At 65.5% G+C, this 17,122-nt stretch carries 19 protein-coding genes; 7 read left to right on the top strand and 12 right to left on the bottom strand.

What is annotated here, in order from left to right; genetic code table 11:
* Positions 1-12: 12 nt before the first annotated feature.
* Positions 13-1,446: a dihydrolipoyl dehydrogenase family protein gene (locus VW23_RS23980; protein ID WP_069912007.1), complete on the bottom strand. Its 1,434-nt coding sequence runs from the start codon at positions 1,444-1,446 to the stop codon at positions 13-15.
* Positions 1,447-1,712: 266 nt separating this feature from the next.
* On the opposite strand from VW23_RS23980, the gene rpmH reads away from it, so the two are divergent.
* From rpmH to yihA, 5 genes are all read left to right on the top strand, one after another.
* Complete coding sequence (gene rpmH / locus VW23_RS23975; RefSeq protein ID WP_055886015.1) at positions 1,713-1,850, top strand: 50S ribosomal protein L34; 138 nt, start codon at positions 1,713-1,715, stop codon at positions 1,848-1,850.
* Positions 1,851-1,861: 11 nt separating this feature from the next.
* Complete coding sequence (rnpA, locus tag VW23_RS23970; RefSeq protein WP_244513723.1) at positions 1,862-2,221, top strand: ribonuclease P protein component; 360 nt, start codon at positions 1,862-1,864, stop codon at positions 2,219-2,221.
* Positions 2,221-4,080 (top strand): membrane protein insertase YidC, encoded by a 1,860-nt coding sequence (gene yidC / locus VW23_RS23965; protein WP_069912006.1) that lies wholly within the window; start codon positions 2,221-2,223, stop codon positions 4,078-4,080. Before rnpA ends, yidC begins: the two co-directional genes overlap by 1 nt.
* Before the next feature lie 37 nt (positions 4,081-4,117).
* Complete coding sequence (locus VW23_RS23960; protein WP_069912005.1) at positions 4,118-4,819, top strand: sulfotransferase family protein; 702 nt, start codon at positions 4,118-4,120, stop codon at positions 4,817-4,819.
* 195 nt (positions 4,820-5,014) lie between these two features.
* On the top strand, positions 5,015-5,665 hold the full coding sequence (gene yihA, locus VW23_RS23955) for a ribosome biogenesis GTP-binding protein YihA/YsxC (RefSeq protein WP_069912004.1): 651 nt from the start codon (positions 5,015-5,017) through the stop codon (positions 5,663-5,665).
* Between the two features lie 68 nt (positions 5,666-5,733).
* Here yihA and VW23_RS23950 read toward each other — a convergent pair whose 3' ends face one another.
* The 6 genes from VW23_RS23950 to VW23_RS23925 all read right to left on the bottom strand — a co-directional run bounded on the left by VW23_RS23950 (position 5,734) and on the right by VW23_RS23925 (position 10,125).
* On the bottom strand, positions 5,734-6,483 hold the full coding sequence (locus VW23_RS23950; RefSeq protein WP_176730478.1) for a hypothetical protein: 750 nt from the start codon (positions 6,481-6,483) through the stop codon (positions 5,734-5,736).
* A 97-nt stretch (positions 6,484-6,580) separates the two neighbouring features.
* The gene (locus VW23_RS23945) at positions 6,581-7,285 is read right to left on the bottom strand and encodes a type 1 glutamine amidotransferase (RefSeq protein ID WP_069912002.1); all 705 of its coding nucleotides are present in this window, start codon (positions 7,283-7,285) and stop codon (positions 6,581-6,583) included.
* Between the two features lie 161 nt (positions 7,286-7,446).
* Positions 7,447-7,944, bottom strand: a complete 498-nt coding sequence (msrB, locus tag VW23_RS23940; RefSeq protein ID WP_069912001.1) for a peptide-methionine (R)-S-oxide reductase MsrB — start codon at positions 7,942-7,944, stop codon at positions 7,447-7,449.
* Positions 7,945-8,081: 137 nt separating this feature from the next.
* Entirely contained in the window at positions 8,082-8,645 is a 564-nt protein-coding gene (locus VW23_RS23935; RefSeq protein WP_069912000.1) for a fasciclin domain-containing protein, read from the bottom strand.
* Positions 8,646-8,875: 230 nt separating this feature from the next.
* The gene (locus VW23_RS23930; RefSeq protein ID WP_069911999.1) at positions 8,876-9,592 is read right to left on the bottom strand and encodes an anti-sigma factor; all 717 of its coding nucleotides are present in this window, start codon (positions 9,590-9,592) and stop codon (positions 8,876-8,878) included.
* Complete coding sequence (locus VW23_RS23925) at positions 9,589-10,125, bottom strand: sigma-70 family RNA polymerase sigma factor (RefSeq protein ID WP_069911998.1); 537 nt, start codon at positions 10,123-10,125, stop codon at positions 9,589-9,591. The genes VW23_RS23930 and VW23_RS23925 overlap by 4 nt, the downstream gene beginning before the upstream one ends.
* Before the next feature lie 210 nt (positions 10,126-10,335).
* Here VW23_RS23925 and argB point away from each other — a divergent pair, with 210 nt between their 5' ends.
* Entirely contained in the window at positions 10,336-11,244 is a 909-nt protein-coding gene (gene argB / locus VW23_RS23920; protein ID WP_244488541.1) for an acetylglutamate kinase, read from the top strand.
* A gap of 264 nt (positions 11,245-11,508) precedes the next feature.
* Here argB and VW23_RS23915 read toward each other — a convergent pair whose 3' ends face one another.
* From VW23_RS23915 to VW23_RS23900, 4 genes are all read right to left on the bottom strand, one after another.
* Positions 11,509-12,465 carry a hypothetical protein gene (locus VW23_RS23915; RefSeq protein ID WP_244513722.1) on the bottom strand — a complete coding sequence of 319 codons (957 nt, stop codon included), beginning with the start codon at positions 12,463-12,465 and terminating at the stop codon, positions 11,509-11,511.
* A gap of 118 nt (positions 12,466-12,583) precedes the next feature.
* Positions 12,584-12,952, bottom strand: coding sequence for a YciI family protein (locus VW23_RS23910; RefSeq protein ID WP_069911997.1), 369 nt, complete (start codon positions 12,950-12,952; stop codon positions 12,584-12,586).
* Between the two features lie 97 nt (positions 12,953-13,049).
* Positions 13,050-14,561, bottom strand: a complete 1,512-nt coding sequence (locus VW23_RS23905) for an MFS transporter (RefSeq protein WP_084646428.1) — start codon at positions 14,559-14,561, stop codon at positions 13,050-13,052.
* A 3-nt stretch (positions 14,562-14,564) separates the two neighbouring features.
* Complete coding sequence (locus VW23_RS23900; protein ID WP_069911996.1) at positions 14,565-15,179, bottom strand: TetR/AcrR family transcriptional regulator; 615 nt, start codon at positions 15,177-15,179, stop codon at positions 14,565-14,567.
* A 218-nt stretch (positions 15,180-15,397) separates the two neighbouring features.
* On the opposite strand from VW23_RS23900, the gene VW23_RS23895 reads away from it, so the two are divergent.
* The gene (locus tag VW23_RS23895; protein ID WP_069911995.1) at positions 15,398-16,102 is read left to right on the top strand and encodes a pyrimidine 5'-nucleotidase; all 705 of its coding nucleotides are present in this window, start codon (positions 15,398-15,400) and stop codon (positions 16,100-16,102) included.
* Positions 16,103-16,261: 159 nt separating this feature from the next.
* Here VW23_RS23895 and VW23_RS23890 read toward each other — a convergent pair whose 3' ends face one another.
* Positions 16,262-17,113: an LOG family protein gene (locus tag VW23_RS23890; protein WP_069911994.1), complete on the bottom strand. Its 852-nt coding sequence runs from the start codon at positions 17,111-17,113 to the stop codon at positions 16,262-16,264.
* Positions 17,114-17,122 lie beyond the last annotated feature (9 nt).

Here is a 17,122-nt window from a genome sequence, read left to right as displayed (position 1 = left end):
GCGACAAACCGGCTAGCCGAGCAGCTTGTTGAGATTGATCCACTGCCGGATGAGAGGCTTGGCGATCTCACCGCGACGGAACTCCTCGCCGAGCCGCACCGCGATCTCGGCATAGGAGGGATAGGGCGCGACCAGTTCAGCGAGCTTGTCGGCCCTGAGCCCACCGGTCATGGCGAAGGAGAACAGGGCAACCAGTTCGCTGGCGCCGGGGCCGACGACGCCGGCGCCGAGGATCTTGCCGGAGCGGTCGGTGATGAGCTTGGCGAGGCCATAGGTCGCACGCGAGGTCCTGGCCCGGTCATTATCGGCGTAGGACCAGCGGGTGACGCGGAAACCGACGCCGTGCCTCGTACGGGCCAGCGCCTCGTTGAGGCCGATCTCGGCAAGTTCGGGATCGGTGGAGACGACGCGCGGGACGCGCAAGGTATCGGGCTTGGCCATGGTGCCAAGGATGGCGCTGCGGACGATGACCTCGGCCTGGCGGACCGCCGCCTGCACCGACTGGCCGCCGGCGGCGTCGCCGACGGCGTAGACGCGTGGGTTGCTGGTCTTGAGGCCAGGGGACAGCAGCAGCAGCCGCGGATCGGCCTTGTTCATCCGGATGCCGGCTTTCTCGAGGTCGAGGCCGGAAAGGTTGGGCATGCGTTCGGCGGCAACGAGGATGTGCGAGGCGTCGAGCAGCTGGTCGGCCTCGCCGTTCTGCACGGCAACGCCGATGCCCATGGAACGGGCCTGGATGGCGGTGACGGTGGCGTGCGGGCGGAGGGTGACGCCCTCCTCCGCCACCCGCTTCAACGCGACGCCCGCGAGTTCGGGATCAAAGCCCGCGAGCAGCGGACCGTTCTCGATCACCGTGACCTCGGTGCCCAGCCGGGCATAGGCCTGGGCCAGTTCGAGCGCCACGGCGCCACCGCCGATGACCACCAGGTGGGTGAGCTTACGGGTATTGTCGAGAATGGTCTCGCTGGTGAAATACGGCACCGCGTCGAGCCCCGGGATCGAGGGCACGGGAAGCCGCGCGCCGGTGGCGATGACGAAGCGGCGGGCGCGGATCTCGGTATCGCCGACCGACAGGGCCTTGCGGTTGATAAAGCGGGCGGCGCCGCGAACGATCTCGACGCCAAGGGCCTCGAGGCGGCCGGCGGCGTTCTGTGGAGCGAGCGCGGTGATCACCTGCTCGACATGGTCGTGCACCTTGCGGAAATTGATCTTGGGCTCGTCGGCGGAAATGCCGAAGGCGGCGCCATCGCGCAACGCCTGGGCGTGGGCGGCGGCGGCGACCAGTGCCCTGGCCGGAATGGCGCCGGCATGCAGCGCGTTACCCCCTAGCCGGGCCTTCTCGACCAGCACCACAGAGGCACCATAGGCGCGAGCCGCCTGGGCGACGGCCAGGCCGCCGGATCCGGCCCCGATGACACAGAGGTCGGGCGTAAGGATATCGGCCAATCTCGCTCTCTCGACTAAGGCCCCGCGCCTCATTATCACCGGCGTGCCACCCGACAATAGTGGGCAGGATCAAGGCAGTGTGGAAATCGGCGGATTTCGGGGGCCGACCATGCCGTTCTGCCGCATGGCGGTCGCGTTGACTTCACCGAACCAATTCCCTATAAGCCGCCCCAATCTGCCGTAGGCGCCCAGACACGGGCCCGGCCGGCAAGCACCTTGCTGCTCTCAAGTATAAGAGGAACCGCGCGCCGGCGTGGTCAGATCGTATGTCGAAACGCACTTTCCAGCCGAGCACGCTCGTCCGCACCCGTCGGCACGGCTTCCGCGCCCGCATGGCGACCAAGAACGGCCGCAAGATTCTGAACCGCCGCCGCGCTGTCGGCCGCGCCAAGCTCTCGGCCTAAGGGGTTTGGCCGTGCACACGGCCATGCCACGGGACGGCGCCTTGCGGCGCCTCAAGAACCGGTCAGAATTTCTGAAAGCCGCCCGAGGCCAACGCGTCGGGCGCGCTGCGTTTTCGCTGCAGGCGAACGCGCGTGATCTCGATCAGCCCGGAATCGGCTTCACGGTTACCAAGCAGGTGGGCAACTCGCCCCAGCGCAACCGCATCCGCCGGCGCCTTCGGGCTGCCGCGAAGGCTTGCGCCAGGGGGTTCGAACCCCAACATGATTACGTGCTGGTCGGCCGCCGCGAGGCGCTGAGCATTTCGTACGGCCAGCTGGTCAACGACCTGGCCGCCGCCATTTCCAAAGTCCATCTGAAGAAGAAGAGCTGATGCAGTCCGATAACAACCGCAACATGATCATTGCGATCGTGCTCAGCGTCGTGGTGCTGTTCGGATGGCAGTTCTTCATTGCCGGCCCGCAACTGGAGCAGGCGCAGAAGCGTGCGGCGCTCGAGCAGGCAGCGCAGGCCCCGGCGACCGATACCGGGCTCGCGACACCGGCCGCCGACGGCAGCACACCGGCAGCCACCGCCGCGGCCGCCGCCTCGGGGACTTTCGTCGACCGCACGGCGGCGCTTGCGGCATCGCCGCAGCGGTTGAAGATCGATACACCGTCGCTCGCGGGCTCGATCAACCTCACCGGTGCGCGCCTCGATGACCTGCAGCTCAAGCAGTACACCGAGACCGTCGACCCCAATTCGCCGATCATTACCCTGTTGATCCCGTCAGGCGCCCCGGGCGGCTACTACGCCGAGACCGGCTGGGTGCCGGCGGCCGGCGGCACTGCCGCTACGCCAGGTGAGACCACGGTGTGGTCGGTCGAGGGCGATGCGCAGACGCTGACCGTTGCGACGCCGGTGACGCTGAAATGGGACAATGGCGCCGGGCTGATCTTCCGCCGCACCATCAGCGTCGACGACAATTATCTGTTCACCGTGGCGCAGTCGGTCGAGAACACCGGCTCGGGTGACGTGGCGCTCTACCCGTTCTCGCGCATCGTGCGCCAGGGCAAGCCGCACGTGCAGAACTTCTTCGTGCAGCACGAAGGCCCGCTCGGCGTGCTCGGCTCGAACAACCTCGTTTCCAAGAAGTACGACGACGTCGTCAACGACAAGCAGATCGACGTCACCAGCACCACGGGTGGCTGGGTCGGCATCACCGACAAGTACTGGGCGACTGCGGTGCTCTCAGTTCCGGGCGCGCCGCTCAACGCCCGCTTCTCGGCGACACCCTCGGGTGCTCTGAACATCTTCCAGACCAGCTTCGTCGAGACCACGCCGGTGCTGGTGCCGGCCGGCGGCACCGCCGAAAACAAGACCTACCTGTTCGCCGGCGCCAAGCGCGAAGGCGTGATCGCCAGCTATGAGAAGACTTACGGCTTCGACCGGCTCGAGCTGTTGATCGACTGGGGCTGGCTGCACTTCATCACCAAGCCGATGTTCCACCTCTTACAGTTCCTCTACGGGATCCTGGGCAATTTCGGCCTCGCCATCCTCGCGGTGACGGTTATCGTAAAGGCGCTGTTCTTCCCGCTGGCCAACCGCTCCTATGCCTCGATGGCGGCGATGCGGCGGGTGCAGCCGGAAATGAAGTCGATCCAGGAGCGCTTCAAGGAAGATCGCCCGGCCCAGCAGCAGGCGATGATGGAGCTCTACAAGAAAGAGAAGATCAATCCGCTGTCGGGCTGCTGGCCGATCCTGATCCAGATCCCGGTGTTCTTCTCGCTCTACACCGTCATCTTCATCTCGCTGGAGATGCGGCACGCGCCGTTCTTCGGCTGGATCGTCGACCTTGCGGCGCCAGATCCGACCAACATCTTCACGCTGTTCGGCCTGATCCCGTGGAACCCGGTCGCCTTGCCGGTGGTGGGCGGCCTGCTGCACCTGGGCGTGTGGCCGGTGATCATGGGCATCACCATGTGGGTGCAGATGAAGCTCAACCCGCCGCCGCCGGATCCGACGCAGGCGATGATCTTCAACTGGATGCCGATCATCTTCACTTTCATGCTGGGCACGTTCCCCGCCGGCCTCGTGATCTACTGGGCCTGGAACAACCTGCTCTCGGTGACGCAGCAGTGGTTCATCATGAAGCGCCACGGTGCCGAAGTGGACCTGCTCGGCAACATCACGGCGAGCTTCAAACGCAAGCCCAAGGTCGAAGAAAAGCCGGCCGGCGGCAAGGCCAGCTGACGCAGCAGAGCCAGTTGACGCGGCAAGGGGTGATCAGGTGCTGGACAGCCTCTGCCTGATCACCGGACCCCGCACCGGGGCCAACCACCTGATGCAGCTCGGCGACAATTTCGCCGAGCTCAAGAGCTTCCCCGAACTGTTCAACAGCCTCGCCGAGCGGATCGAACCGGACCACGTGCTCGACCGGGCGACCGCCGCGGCCCGCGCCGAGCACAAACGCGTCCTCACCTTCAAGCTTTGGCACGATACGCTCGAACCCGAGACCGTCGAACAGCTGGTGCTGTCGCGACCTGGCGTTCGCGTCATCTTCGTGGTGCGCCGGCAGATCGACGCCTATGTCAGCTGGTGCAAGGCGATCAGCGTGCACAAATGGCAGGAGGTCGACACGTCAGAGGTCCGCCTCAACCTCGACATCGCCGATTTCGCCGCCTGGATGGACGCGCAGGAGCGCTGGTACGACCGCTGGCGCAACTGGCTGAACCGGCGCTTCCTGCCCTCACCGATCCTCCGCTACGAGACCGATATCGACCAGCCGCCCGAGGGCGCGCTGCGGCGCTTTTCAGCCGCCGCGGCGCAGGTTGGGGTGACGCTCAGGGTGCCGGCGGTGCTGAGCAGCGCCGGGCTGGTGAAGCAGGACCGGGTCAAGGCGGCCGCCGACAAGGTGGACAACTGGCCGGCGTTTTCGAAGGCGCTGGTGGCGCAAGGGTTGGAGAAGCGGGCTTTCGGGTATCCGGTTTAGAGGCCGACTGATAGAGACGGCCCCCTCCCATCCTCCCCCATAAAGGGGGAGGTGCCGCATCGAGTTTGGGCACGATCGTAGACGGAGCCTCGACTCTTCACCTCCCCCTTCATGGGGGAGGCCGGGAGGGGGCCGTCTCTATCAGTCTACGCTGCTCCCCTTCCCTTCTCCGCCTGCCTCCCCTATTGAACCGCAATGAGCGAGACACAATCCAAGTTCAGCGCAGACCAGATTGAGGCCGGGCGGCTGCTGTTCGCGCGGCCGTTCGTCTTCATCAAGGGGTGCGTGCGCATTGCCGACCTGCCGCCGGCCGACCGGATGGAGATCGCCTTTGCCGGGCGTTCCAATGTCGGCAAGTCGTCGCTGATCAATGCGCTGACCGGCACCACCGGGCTCGCCCGCACCTCGAACACGCCAGGGCGCACGCAGGAGCTCAACATCTTCGAGAGCCAGTCGGACGCGCTGCGGATCGTCGACATGCCGGGCTATGGCTATGCACGGGCGCCCGAGGACAAGGTGAAGCAGTGGACCCGGCTGATCCACCAGTACCTCACCGGCCGGCCAAACCTCAGGCGGGTCTATGTGCTGATCGATGGCCGGCACGGGCCGAACGCCAATGACGCAACTGTCATGAACGAGCTCGACAAGGCGGCGGTGAGCTACCAGATCGTCGTCACCAAGGCCGACAAGCCGAACAAGTCGGAACTGGAGGCGGCGCTGGCGAAGACGCGCGCGGCGGTCGCCAAGCGCCCGGCGGCGCACCCGGAGATCATCCTGACCTCGAGCGAGGAGAAGGTTGGCCTCGAACAGCTGCGCGCTGAAATCCGGCAGTTGATGGAGCACTGAGGGTTCCGTGTGCTTGGCGCCGGCGGCTCGGGAAGCCTCCAGCCCCGGCCAAGTCGTTACCGTAGCCCCTAGCGGCCGATCCGCTCGATCAGCGGGCGGAACGCCTCGATGATCATGGCGGCGCCGAAGCCGACGAGCACGCCGATGACGAGGATGTACCAGTCGCGCACCTCGCCCATCTGCATGGAATGGAAGCGGACGGTCACGTTGCCGCCAGGCCGGAGCAGGATGGCATCGCCGAGGATCGCCTTATTGGACGCGGCGATGTCGTAGGGTCCATCGCGGTTGTTGAGCGAGAGTTCGATTGGCAGGAAGACGCCGCCGCCGGTGCTGGTAAGGTCCGGTCGCGGGTCGTTGTAAAACACCGTCGCGGTGGTGGTGAACGAGGCGGTGCGGATCCGTGGCGGCAAGTTGCAAGTGACGCGTCCGCCGGTCGGCACCAGCGCCGCGGGGATTTTTAGATGCCGGTAGGTGCCGGCGTCCATCGTCCACAGATCCTCGCCGCGCGCCCCGTCCGGGAGGACCTCCCAGCAGAAGATGTCGAGCGAGCCGACGACGATCTGCGTCACACCGGCTGGCAGGTCGAAGGAGAGAACCGCCAGGTCATCCTGCAGGGTGTAGTCGTAGTTGAGCTGCGCCGGCATGCTGGCGTCGCCGCCGCTCACTACGGCAACGCCATACCAACCCGAGGCATCGGTCTCGAGGCGATCGTCAGAGCTGGCGGAAAGCGCGGTGGTGACGTGGGCGATCGTCCAGGTCAGGCCGATAGCGACGGCAAAGCAAATGCCACCCAGCGTCGCCCAGACGAGCGATCGCACCAGCACGCCATGAGCTGTGACCCAATCCCACACTGCAGCACCCCGTCAGGCAGCGGTGCCGACATTCGAGGCCCAGGGGCGCGGTGAGTCAAGCGGCTCAGCGTTTGAGGAAGGCTCCGAGCCAGCCGGCGACGTCCTTGCTATGCGATGGCGCGCTCACCGAGGCGAGGGCCGTATCCACCACGACGTCCGGCGCCTTGCCGCGCCGGAGCTCAGCCAGCGCCAGGGTGTAGTCGTCGAGGAATTCGGGGTGCGGCTGCAGGCTAAGCGCCTTGCCATTGGCATAGACCAGCCCGGCATTGGGAGTGAAGTCCGAGCCGAGGAACACCTCGGCCGCCCTGGGCGGCACCAGCACCTGATCCTGGTGCGAGCAGGCGATGGAGAGCGCCGGCAGGTCGGTCAAGAGGAAGCCAGGCCGGGACTTCACCTCGTAGGTGTGGCGGCCGAGGCCCCAGCCCTTCTCGGATTTGCGCACGTCACCGCCCAGCGCATCGGCCATGATCTGGTGACCGAAGCAGATACCGAGCATCGGGGTCGAGGCGGCGTAGGCCGAGCGGATGAAGGCGCGGAGCGGATCGAGCCAGGCATAGTCATCATAGACGCCGGCGGCGGAGCCGGTGATCAGGATGCCGTCGAGCTTGCTCGCATCGGGAAATGCGGCGCCATCATAGACGGCCACCGTCTCGTAGTCGAACGGTTGGCCCGCCTCGTCGAACATGCGCTTGAACATCGGCGGGTAGGCACCGAACTGCGGGCGCAGTGCAGCGGGAACGTCGCCGGTCTGGATGATGGTGAGCTTCATGGCGCGGCAACAAATGGGGCGGTTCGCCGGGCTTGGCAAGATGGCCGGGCGGCAAGGCTCTGTTGCATAGAAGAAGGCCCTCCATCCCGAAGCGTCTATTTTGACGCGGGGGATGGAGGGGTCAGTCGGAGGGTCGGCACTAAATCTGGGGCAGCCCGCGGTCAGGCCGCGGTGAAGGTCAAAGCGAGGCCGTTCATGCAGTAGCGCAGGCCCGTCGGCTGCGGCCCGTCGTTGAAGACGTGGCCGAGGTGGCCGCCGCAGCGACGGCAATGCACTTCGGTGCGGCTCATGCCGAGGGTGGTATCGGTGGACTCGCCGACGGCGTTATCGAGCGGCTGGTAGAAGCTGGGCCAGCCGGTGCCGCTCTCGTACTTGGTCGTGGAATCGAACAGCGGCAGTTCGCAGCCGGCGCAGTTGAAGATGCCGGCGCGGTGTTCGTAGAGCAGCGGCGAGGAGCCGGGGGCTTCGGTGGCTTCGTGGCGCAGCACTTCGAACACTTTGGGGTCGAGCTTGGCCTTCCACTCGGCTTCGGTGAAACTGACCTCGAAAGTGCCTTCGGCGGCACGGCTCGCGCCCATCGGACGGAACACCAACGCCGCTGCGCCAAGGGCGGCGATGGCGGCGCCGCCAAGAAGGAAAGTCCGACGATCGACTTGCATGGGATGGGCCTTTCAGCAATTGCCGGCAGTCTATCCGCCCTGCCGGCGGGTGCATCTCAAATGCGCGTGTCCCACGAGGCAGCCCGCGGGACACGAAGCGGTTCACGATGTGTTATTCGCAGCGCGGGCTGCGAAGGTTACATCTTGGGCAGCAGCACCTTGTCAATGACGTGGATCACGCCGTTCGACTGCACCACGTCGGCGATGGTGACATTGGCGACGCCACCGGATTCGTCGGTGATGGTCACCTTGCCGCCGTCGGCCTTCAGCCACAGCTTGCAGCCGCCGACGGTGGTCACTTCGTGGGTACCGCCGTCATCCATCGCCATCTTGGTGATGTCGGTCGACATGGCCTTGGCGGCGATGACGTGGCAGGTGAGGATTTTCACCAGCTGGTCCTTGTTCTCGGGCTTCAGCAGGCTGTCGACGGTGCCGGCCGGAAGTGCATCGAACGCGGCATTGACCGGCGCGAGCACGGTGAACGGGCCAGCGCCCTTAAGCGTCTCGACGAGGCCAGCGGCCTTCACGGCGGCGACCAGCGTGGTGTGGTCGGCCGAGTTCACGGCGTTGTCGATGATATCCTTGGTCTCGAGCATCGGCGCGCCGCCGACCATCGGGTTCTCAGCAAAGGCAGCGCCGGAGATCGCGGAGACCGACAGCATGGCCGAGACGGCAAGTACGCGAAGAGTGGAGAGCTTCATTGTTTGGTTCCTTCCTTTGGGCGTCCGCATTGTTCTTGTGACGGGACAGGCGGAGATACGGGCGCTGCTTCAGGGTAGTTTCGGATCACATTTTCATCCGCGACGCTTTATTCGCGGACCCAAGCGAAACTATTCGCGGCCTCGGCTCGTATGCGCGCCGCCGACGGCGAAAGCGAAACGGCCCGCCTCGGTAGAAGCGGGCCGTTTCGTGGGTGATGGCGCTGGACTGGTCAGATTGGGGTGACGGTCCCGACGGCGACGATCGGGCCCTGGGCGACGCCGGTGGGCGAGCCGCCCTTCTGCTCGAGCGTCACGGCGAGAACGGTGCCGGGCTCGATATTGGCCTTGGCGGTGGCATCGAGCGGGATTTCAAGCCGTTCGTCGACCGGGATTACGCCCATCGATACCGCAGGCTGCTCGCCCTTGATGTACCAGAGCTCGAAATCCTTGTCGGGCACGGCAGTACCCTTGAGCGAGGTGATCCGCACCTGCCCCGAGGCCTGATCGTAGAGCGCAACGAACTCGACGCCACTGCCCTCCTGCGCCTGGATGGCGGCGACAAGCTGGGTGGCCAGAGCATTGGGATCGACGCGCGGTTGCAGCAGGTTGACGCCGATCGCAACCACGGCCACCGCCGCAGCAGCGGCGGTGAGACCGCGCCACAGAGCCAGCGAGTTCCACCAGCCCCCGGCGGCAGGGGCAGCCGCGCCGAACAAGCGGCCCTCGATGCGTGCCAGAACGCCCGAGGGCGCCGTGACTTCAGCGAACTCGCCGTCGAGCGTCGCGAGGCGGGAGCGCCACAGGCGCAGGTCCGAGGCGAGCACCGGCTCGGAGGCGATGCGGCGTGCGAGGGCGGCTCGCTCGCCGCCTTCCAACAGGCCGAGTGCGTACTCGGCGACCAGAACCTGGTCGTCTTCCCTACCGCCGCTGTGACCGTCCGTGCTCATGCCTGGAGGCACTCTCTCAGTTTCAACAGGCTGCGTCGCAGCCAGGTTCGCATCGTGTTCAGCGGCACGCTGTGGCGCGTCGCCAGTTCCTCGTAACTGAAGCCGTCGAGATAGGCCCCACGCACACAGTCGGCCTTGTCGCTCTCGAGTTCATCGAGGCAGCCGTCGATGCGCGTGCGCTCCGAACTGTCGATGGTGGCCTGCTCTGGGTCAGGCGCTCCATCGGCGAGGTCAAGCACGAGGTCGATATCATCGCTTACCGGCTTCCGCGCCCTCAGGACGTCCAGCGAGTGGTTGCGGGCGACCGCCACCAGCCAGCTGATCGGGCTGTAGCCACCCGCCACGTAGCGGTCGGCGCGCTGCCAGATCTTGACGTACACTTCCTGGAGCGCCTCTTCGGCTTCCGATCTGTCCTTGAGGATACGCAGCGTCACGCCGAAAAGTTTCGCGCTGGTGCGGGTATAGAGATCACGAAATGCCGTGCGATCCCGCAGCGCACAGCGGGCAATGAGGTCGGCGATCTCTGGGCTCATCGTGCTGCTCATAGGGCGAACTTAGCCAAAGCCTGTGGTTATGCCTATCCCCGCCGCTGCCGGTCACGAAATCTTCGTGTTTGTTCTGTTGATGCCCATGCCAGATGGCGGGATCGCAGCGGAAAAATCTCACAACCTTTCCCGATCCGCTTCGACAGGGGCTCAAAAGCGCTTTCGACTCCAATGGAATGCGCTATAGGACGGGACACAATGGATACACAGCGCGCCATGCCTGACATCGAGAGCTTTTCCCGCGACGCCGCCGTCCTGTCGCAGGCGCTGCCCTATATGCAGCGCTACGAAGGCAAGACGGTCGTGGTGAAGTATGGCGGCCATGCCATGGGCGATGTGGAGCTGGGCCAGGCCTTCGCGCGCGACATCGCGCTGCTCAAACAATCCAAGGTCAACCCGATCGTCGTGCATGGCGGCGGGCCCCAGATTGCCTCGATGCTGAAGAATCTCGGCATCGAATCGAAGTTCGAAGGCGGGCTGCGCGTCACCGACAAGCGGACGATGGAAGTCGTCGAGATGGTGCTGGCCGGCTCGATCAACAAAGAGATCGTGGCGCTGATCAATGCCGAAGGCGAATGGGCGATTGGCCTGTGCGGCAAGGACGGCAACATGGTGTTCGCCAAGAAGGCCACCAAGACCGTCAAAGACCCCGGCTCGAACATCGAGCGCGAACTCGATCTGGGCTTTGTCGGCGAGCCGGTAGAAGTCGACCGCACGCTGCTGGACCTCCTCGCACGCTCGGAGATGATCCCGGTGATCGCGCCGGTGGCGCCCGGCCGCGACGGCCAGACCTATAACATCAATGCCGACACCTTTGCCGGCGCCATTGCCGGCTCGCTCGGCGCCAAGCGCCTGCTGTTCCTGACCGATGTCGACGGGGTGCTGGACGCCAACAAGAAGCTGATCCCCGAGCTCTCGGCCCGTGACGCGCGGGCGCTGATCGCCGACGGCACCATCAATGGCGGCATGATCCCCAAGGTCGAAACCTGCCTCGAAGCGCTCGACAACGGCGTCGAGGGCGTGGTGATCCTCAACGGCAAGACCCCGCACGTGGTGCTGGTCGAACTGTTCACCGCGCATGGCGCGGGTACGCTGATCGTTCGGTAAGAGCCGCGGCTCTGCCGCGGCACATCTCCACATCGTGGCTCCGCTCACCCCCACCCATCCTCCCCCGTCAAAGGGGGAGGTGCCTTGCGGTGGGCCTTGCGAGATCGAGTTACCGCGCTCCGGTGCTCAGCCCCATCCAATCGCTTGGTCTCACGGACCTCGCCGTCAGGTCGTGTCCGCTACGGCGCGGATTGCGGCTCTCGCCCGGCTGGCGGCTGGTGTGCGGGATACTGCGCGATAGCGGTCGGCTGTGCTTGATCCCGCTCATGGCTTGAGCCAGGGGGATTCGACGCTCCAGAAGATGGCGTCGACGCCGAGATAGTCGGTGGCGAAGGCGGTGAACTCGTCCTTGGTGAAGGGCTTGCCGGTTTTGTCGTTCTTGTAGGTGAGGGTCGGCTCCTGCACCGCCATGCCGACGAACTCGAGCTTGCCCTTGTACTGGTTGAAGAACGGGTAGGAGTTCTTCATCTGGCCTTTGCGGTAGGGCACGATATCGGGTCCGCCGAGCCCGATGCCGCTGGCGGCGGCGCGCTCGAACAGGCGGCCCATATAGTTGTGGTCATTCTCCCACTCGCAGGGCCAGAAGTTCACGTACTGGATGACTTTGGAGCTGGTGAACGCCTCTCGGGCGATGGTGAGGTTCTCCAGCTCGGCGTCGAAATAGGCATCGCAACTGAAGCCGGTCTTGTCGGCTTTCATGTCGATGTCGATGGCGGTCTCGGGCAGGTTGACGCCATAGACCCGGCCGTCGAACCGCTCGGCAAGCGCCTTGAGCAGCGCCTGGTAGCGGGCGCGGACGGCGGGGTTCCACTGCATGGTGGTCCAGCCATAGGCTTGGGCCTTGTCCTCGCCCGGGTTGTCGAGCTGCGGCACTAGGCCACCGGCGCCCTCGAGCACGTAGTCAGGAATGTTGCGGGCTTCGGGGGAAAAGAAGCGGTCCTGGACCTGGATGAACAGTTTCTTGTTCAGCCTGCCGGTCTGCTCGAGGTCGCGTTCGATGGCCGAGAAGTCGTACTCACCCTGTGCCGGCTCCAGCGCGCGCCAGTTGTAGACCACCTGCGCCCCGGCAATGTCGGAGCGCTCGAGGATCGCCTGCAGCGCCGCGAGGTCGCCATTGCCGGTATAGATGAAGTTGTCGGCAGCCTGGACGTTGCCGGCGAACGCCGTGGCGAGCCCGAAGATGGTGGCGGCGGTAATGCCGAAGATGGCGAGGCTGTTCACGACGACTCCTGTACGCGTTTGGTGAGACGCGAGATGGAGCCGCACTTGGCCGGCACCGCGACCGACATGTGGCATTTTATGGAAAGTCGTCAGCAATGGTTAGCCAATGGCAAACGAGTCACGCTTTCGGCTGCTGCCAGGAAATCCCCATCTCGGCTCGCACCTCGATGGTGCCGAAGCGGGCCATCGGCTCGCGGCGGGCGATGGCCACGGCTTCGTCGAGGTTGCGCGCCTCGATGACGAAGAAGCCGCCCAAATGCTCCTTGCTTTCGACATAGGGGCCGTCGGTGGCGGAGACCTTGCCGCCGCGCGAGCGGACGATGCGGGCGGTGCCAGGTTCCTTCAGCGCCAGGTCGAGGATCAGGTGACCGCTGGCGGTCAGCTCGGCATTGGCCCGCTGGTTATCGCGATCCATGGCGGCGAGCTCTTCGGGTGTCGCGGCATCGATCAGCGAGGGGTCGACATGGACAAGGCAGACATAGCGCATCGGTTTCTCCTCTGGGGTTCTCCGACTGGTCGACTGCACGGCGACAGAATCGACATTTGCGAGGCAGAAAAAAGGGCGCCCGTGGGCGCCCTTGGTATCAAGCCTCGACGATGACCGGCGGCGCGGCCGGCACACCGGGGCTCTGGTCGGGGCGCTTGATCTTGAGGAACGGCACGAGGAGCACCACGAGGCCGAAGGAGATGATCTGGTAGACGATGGCCGGCGCCGCGGCGTCGGCGAAGGCGACATGCGGGGCGTTGCCGGCGGCAAAGCCGGCCGCCAGCTGAGTGAAGAAGATCTGCCCGACCAGCGCCACGCCGATGGCGCCGCCGACCTGCTGGAAGGCTTGCAGCGCACCGGAGCCGGCGCCGGCATCGCGGGCCGGCACGCCTGCCAGCACCGACTGGAACAGCCCGGAGAAGCCGAGTCCGAGACCGAGGCCCGCCAGCAGCAGCGGCGGCAGGAAGGTCCAGTGATCGACGCTGTCGCCGAGCCCGCGGATGATGAAATCGAGCCAGGTGATGCCGACGACGAGGATCGCCGCGCCGAGCGCCAGCCGGGTCCGCAAATACTTCTGGCCGAGCCGGCCGATGAACAGCGAGACGGCGAGTACGCCAACCGAGAACGGGGTGTTGGTGAGGCCGGACTCGAGCGGGCTGAAGTTGTAGCCCGACTGCAGCAGCAGCGAGATGACCATGAACATGGCCGGCACGCCCGAGGCGAAGATGGTGGTGATGAGCAGGCCGAGCAGGTAATTGGGGTTGCTGATCAGGCTGAAATTGAGCAGCTGCGGCTGGTCGATGCGGGCCAGATGCCGCTGCCAGATGATGAAGATGCCGGCGAACAGGAGGCCCACCGCCATCAGGCCCCAGAGCCAGGTCGGCCAGCCCAGGGCGTGGCCTTCGACCAGCGGGAAGACCAGGGCGATCATGGCGATACCGAACAGGCCGATGCCGACGAAATCGTTCTTCAGCGTCGGATGCCCCGGAGTGCGAGGGATCAGGTACCAGCCGGCGATGACGGCGAAGATGCCGAACGGGATGTTGACGAGGAAGATCGGCCGCCAGTCGAGATCAAGGAAGTTGGCGCCGATCAACAGGCCACCGACGATCGGGCCGGCGACGGCGGCGAGGCCGGCGCTCAGGCCGAACAGCGAGAAGGCCTGGCCCTTTTCCTCGGGCGGGAAGGTGACCTGGGCGATGGCGAGCACCTGCGGGGTCATGGCGGCGCCGGCGAGACCCTGCAGCACGCGGGCAACGATCAGCCATTCGATCGAGGGCGCGAGGCCACAGAAGGCCGAGGCCAGGGTGAAGGCGGCGACGCCGATAAGGAACATGCGGGTGCGGCCAACGATGTCGCCGAGCCGGCCGAACGGCAGGAGGCCGAGCGCGAAGGCCAGCACATAGGCGGCGATGACCCACTCGATCTGCGTCGGGTCGGCGCCGAGGTTCTGCTGCAGGCTGGGGAGCGCCACGTTGACGATGGTGACGTCGATCAGATTCATGAAGCTGGCGAGCAGCAGCACGGCGAGCGCCACCCAACGGCGTGGATCGGCATCGGCCTTGGATTGCGGCGGATGGAAGTGCGATGAGGGGAATTGCGAAGACATAGGTTAGTTCCTGGTCGGTGTCTGAACACGAACGGCGCGGCGCAGCTCGGCGCACAGGCGTTCGAAATACTGGGGTGAGGTGTCGGGGCCGCGGCCGAAGCCGACCAGCGCCCCGATGAACATGCTGGAGGCGGCCTCGGGATCGAGGTCGGCCCGGAAGCTTCCGTCGGCGACGCCGTCGACGAAGATCGCGGCAACCATCTGGTGCCACTTCAACAGGATCGGCCGCATGGCCGTGTGGATCACTTCGTCGCGCCGCGCCCGCTCCATCAGCTCGGACATGACGGCAAGAGTGTCGCGCTGCTCGTAGAACATCTCCTGGAAATCATAGAACTCATGCTCGAGCCGCTCCGAGGGCGACAGGTGGGCGCGCGGCCGGACCAGCGACTGGGCCCGGAAATCCTCGCGCATGGCGCCGGCGACGAGGCCGATCAGCGCCTCCTTGGTGGGCACGTGATAGTGCAGCGTTGCGACATTGATGCCGACGCGCGCCGCGATATCGCGGGTGCGCAGGCCCTCAAACCCCTTCTCGGCGATCAGCTGGCGCGCCGCCGAGGCGATGGCGCGGCGGCGATCGTCGGTATTTTCCCGTTTCGGGGCGCTACTGGTGAGGGTCATGGTTTTCCCGGCTGGCCGACATGTCGCGCCAGACGGCGTGATTTCGACGTTCTGGCTTTGGCAGGGCAGGCACATATACCCGTCCGATCTATCAATCAAGTGATTGATTGACGAAAGGACGATATGATGCTGATCGGCTTTCCGCCTTGAAGCAGGGCTACGCAGCCTTGCAGCGAGCGCGGGGTGAAAGTTCGGGCGAAAGCTGCCATATTGGCGGCATGAACGATCTTACTCCCCCGCCCCGCTCGCTTGCCCATGTCACCGACTGGGTGTTCGACCTCGACAACACGCTCTACCCGCGTGAATGCAACCTGTTCGCGCAGATCGACATGCTGATCTCGCACTACATGGTCGGCGTCACCCAGCTGCCGTTCGATGAGGCGCGGGCGCTGCAAAAGGCCTATTACCGCGACTACGGCACGACACTGAACGGGCTGATGCAGCTGCACGAAGTGGACCCGGACCACTTCCTCAACACCGTGCACGCCATCGACTATTCGCCGGTGGCGGCGCACCCCGACCTGGTGGAAGCGATCAAGGCGCTGCCCGGCCGGAAGTTCATCCTCACCAATGGCGATGTCGGGCATGCGCGCGCGGTGCTGAACCGGCTGGGCCAGGCGGACGAGCTGTTTGAGGACATCTTCGATATCCGCGCCATGAGCTACAAGCCCAAGCCGCTGCCCGAAGCCTATGAGGCGTTCTTTCAAAAGCACGGCATCGACGCGCGCCGCGCTGCGATGTTCGACGATCTCGAAAAGAACCTGGTGGTGCCGCACGATACCGGCATGACCACCGTGCAGGTGATCGCCGGCGAAGCCTTCGCGCACGAGCAGGTGGAAGCCTGGGAACTCGAACGCACCGGCGGCGCGCATGTGCACCACATGACGGCGGATCTGGCGGGGTTCTTGCGGAAGCTGCCGTAAGGGCTGGCGACCATCGATAACCCGGTGGCTGTGGACCCCCACCCTTGATCCCTCCCCGCAAGGGGGAGGGAGACCAAAACACTGGCTTCACAGTCTGCGTCTCCCTCCCCCTTGCGGGGAGGGATCAAGGGTGGGGGCAGCCCGCGCCGGCCGCGGGGCTCACCCCGCCAGCGTCACTTCCGGCAGGTTGTAGTGTTCGCGGATGACGTTCCAGCCGTCTTCGGCGCTGTCGACGACGGTGAACAGATGCGGGTCGTCCGGCGCGATGGTGCCGGCGTCGGCCAGCGCCTCGAAATTGATCACCTTGTTCCAGAACTCCTTGCCGAACAGCAGCAGCGGCACCCGCTCCATGCGGCCGGTCTGGATCAGGGTCAGCGTCTCGAAGAACTCGTCGAGCGTACCGAAGCCGCCCGGAAAAATGGCGACGGCGCGGGCCCGCAAGAGGAAGTGAATCTTGCGGGTGGCGAAATAGTGGAAATTGAAGCAGAGGTCGGGGGTAATGTAGGTGTTGGGCGCCTGCTCGTGCGGCAAGACGATGTTGAGCCCGATGCTCGGCGCGCCGACATCGGCAGCACCGCGATTGCCGGCCTCCATGACGCCGGGGCCACCGCCGGTGACCACCACATAATCGCGAAAATTCAGGGCGCGTGAGGTGAGCGAGGCATACTGGGCGAAGCGCCGGGCCTCGTCGTAGTAGCGCGAGGCCGCCTCGAGGTTCTGCTTCTGCGTCTCGTTGCGGGCGGCCCAGGCGGGCTTGCCCGGCTCGGGGATGCGGGCGCCACCGAACAGCACGACGGTCGAGCGGATACCGTGCTCGCGCAGGCGATACTCGGTCTTCAGGTATTCCAGCTGGAAGCGAACGCCGCGCGTGTCCTCACTGGTCATGAACTCTTCATCGGAGAAGGCGAGCCGGAACGCCGCAGATTCGGTTTGCGGCGTCGAAGGCGCGCGCTTTGCCGCATCCAGGTCCTCAACCGAGGTGCGAAGCGGGGTATGGGCGCGTGTGGCCATTCTGGCGTC

This window comes from Devosia insulae DS-56, assembly GCF_000970465.2.
Taxonomy (GTDB): domain Bacteria; phylum Pseudomonadota; class Alphaproteobacteria; order Rhizobiales; family Devosiaceae; genus Devosia_A; species Devosia_A insulae.
The sequence above is the reverse complement of the archived record's forward strand: the minus strand, read 5'-3'. Positions and strand labels throughout refer to the sequence as shown.

What these genes read in the sequence shown, in the direction of transcription:
- argB (WP_244488541.1), top strand. Translation starts at nt 10,336, where the DNA reads ATGGATACACAGCGCGCCATGCCTGACATCGAGAGCTTTTCCCGCGAC.
- VW23_RS23930 (WP_069911999.1), bottom strand. Translation starts at nt 9,592, where the DNA reads ATGAGCACGGACGGTCACAGCGGCGGTAGGGAAGACGACCAGGTTCTG.
- yidC (WP_069912006.1), top strand. Translation starts at nt 2,221, where the DNA reads ATGCAGTCCGATAACAACCGCAACATGATCATTGCGATCGTGCTCAGC.
- VW23_RS23905 (WP_084646428.1), bottom strand. Translation starts at nt 14,561, where the DNA reads ATGTCTTCGCAATTCCCCTCATCGCACTTCCATCCGCCGCAATCCAAG.
- rpmH (WP_055886015.1), top strand. Translation starts at nt 1,713, where the DNA reads ATGTCGAAACGCACTTTCCAGCCGAGCACGCTCGTCCGCACCCGTCGG.
- VW23_RS23890 (WP_069911994.1), bottom strand. Translation starts at nt 17,113, where the DNA reads ATGGCCACACGCGCCCATACCCCGCTTCGCACCTCGGTTGAGGACCTG.
- VW23_RS23945 (WP_069912002.1), bottom strand. Translation starts at nt 7,285, where the DNA reads ATGAAGCTCACCATCATCCAGACCGGCGACGTTCCCGCTGCACTGCGC.
- VW23_RS23925 (WP_069911998.1), bottom strand. Translation starts at nt 10,125, where the DNA reads ATGAGCCCAGAGATCGCCGACCTCATTGCCCGCTGTGCGCTGCGGGAT.
- msrB (WP_069912001.1), bottom strand. Translation starts at nt 7,944, where the DNA reads ATGCAAGTCGATCGTCGGACTTTCCTTCTTGGCGGCGCCGCCATCGCC.
- VW23_RS23910 (WP_069911997.1), bottom strand. Translation starts at nt 12,952, where the DNA reads ATGCGCTATGTCTGCCTTGTCCATGTCGACCCCTCGCTGATCGATGCC.
- VW23_RS23900 (WP_069911996.1), bottom strand. Translation starts at nt 15,179, where the DNA reads ATGACCCTCACCAGTAGCGCCCCGAAACGGGAAAATACCGACGATCGC.
- VW23_RS23895 (WP_069911995.1), top strand. Translation starts at nt 15,398, where the DNA reads ATGAACGATCTTACTCCCCCGCCCCGCTCGCTTGCCCATGTCACCGAC.
- yihA (WP_069912004.1), top strand. Translation starts at nt 5,015, where the DNA reads ATGAGCGAGACACAATCCAAGTTCAGCGCAGACCAGATTGAGGCCGGG.
- VW23_RS23935 (WP_069912000.1), bottom strand. Translation starts at nt 8,645, where the DNA reads ATGAAGCTCTCCACTCTTCGCGTACTTGCCGTCTCGGCCATGCTGTCG.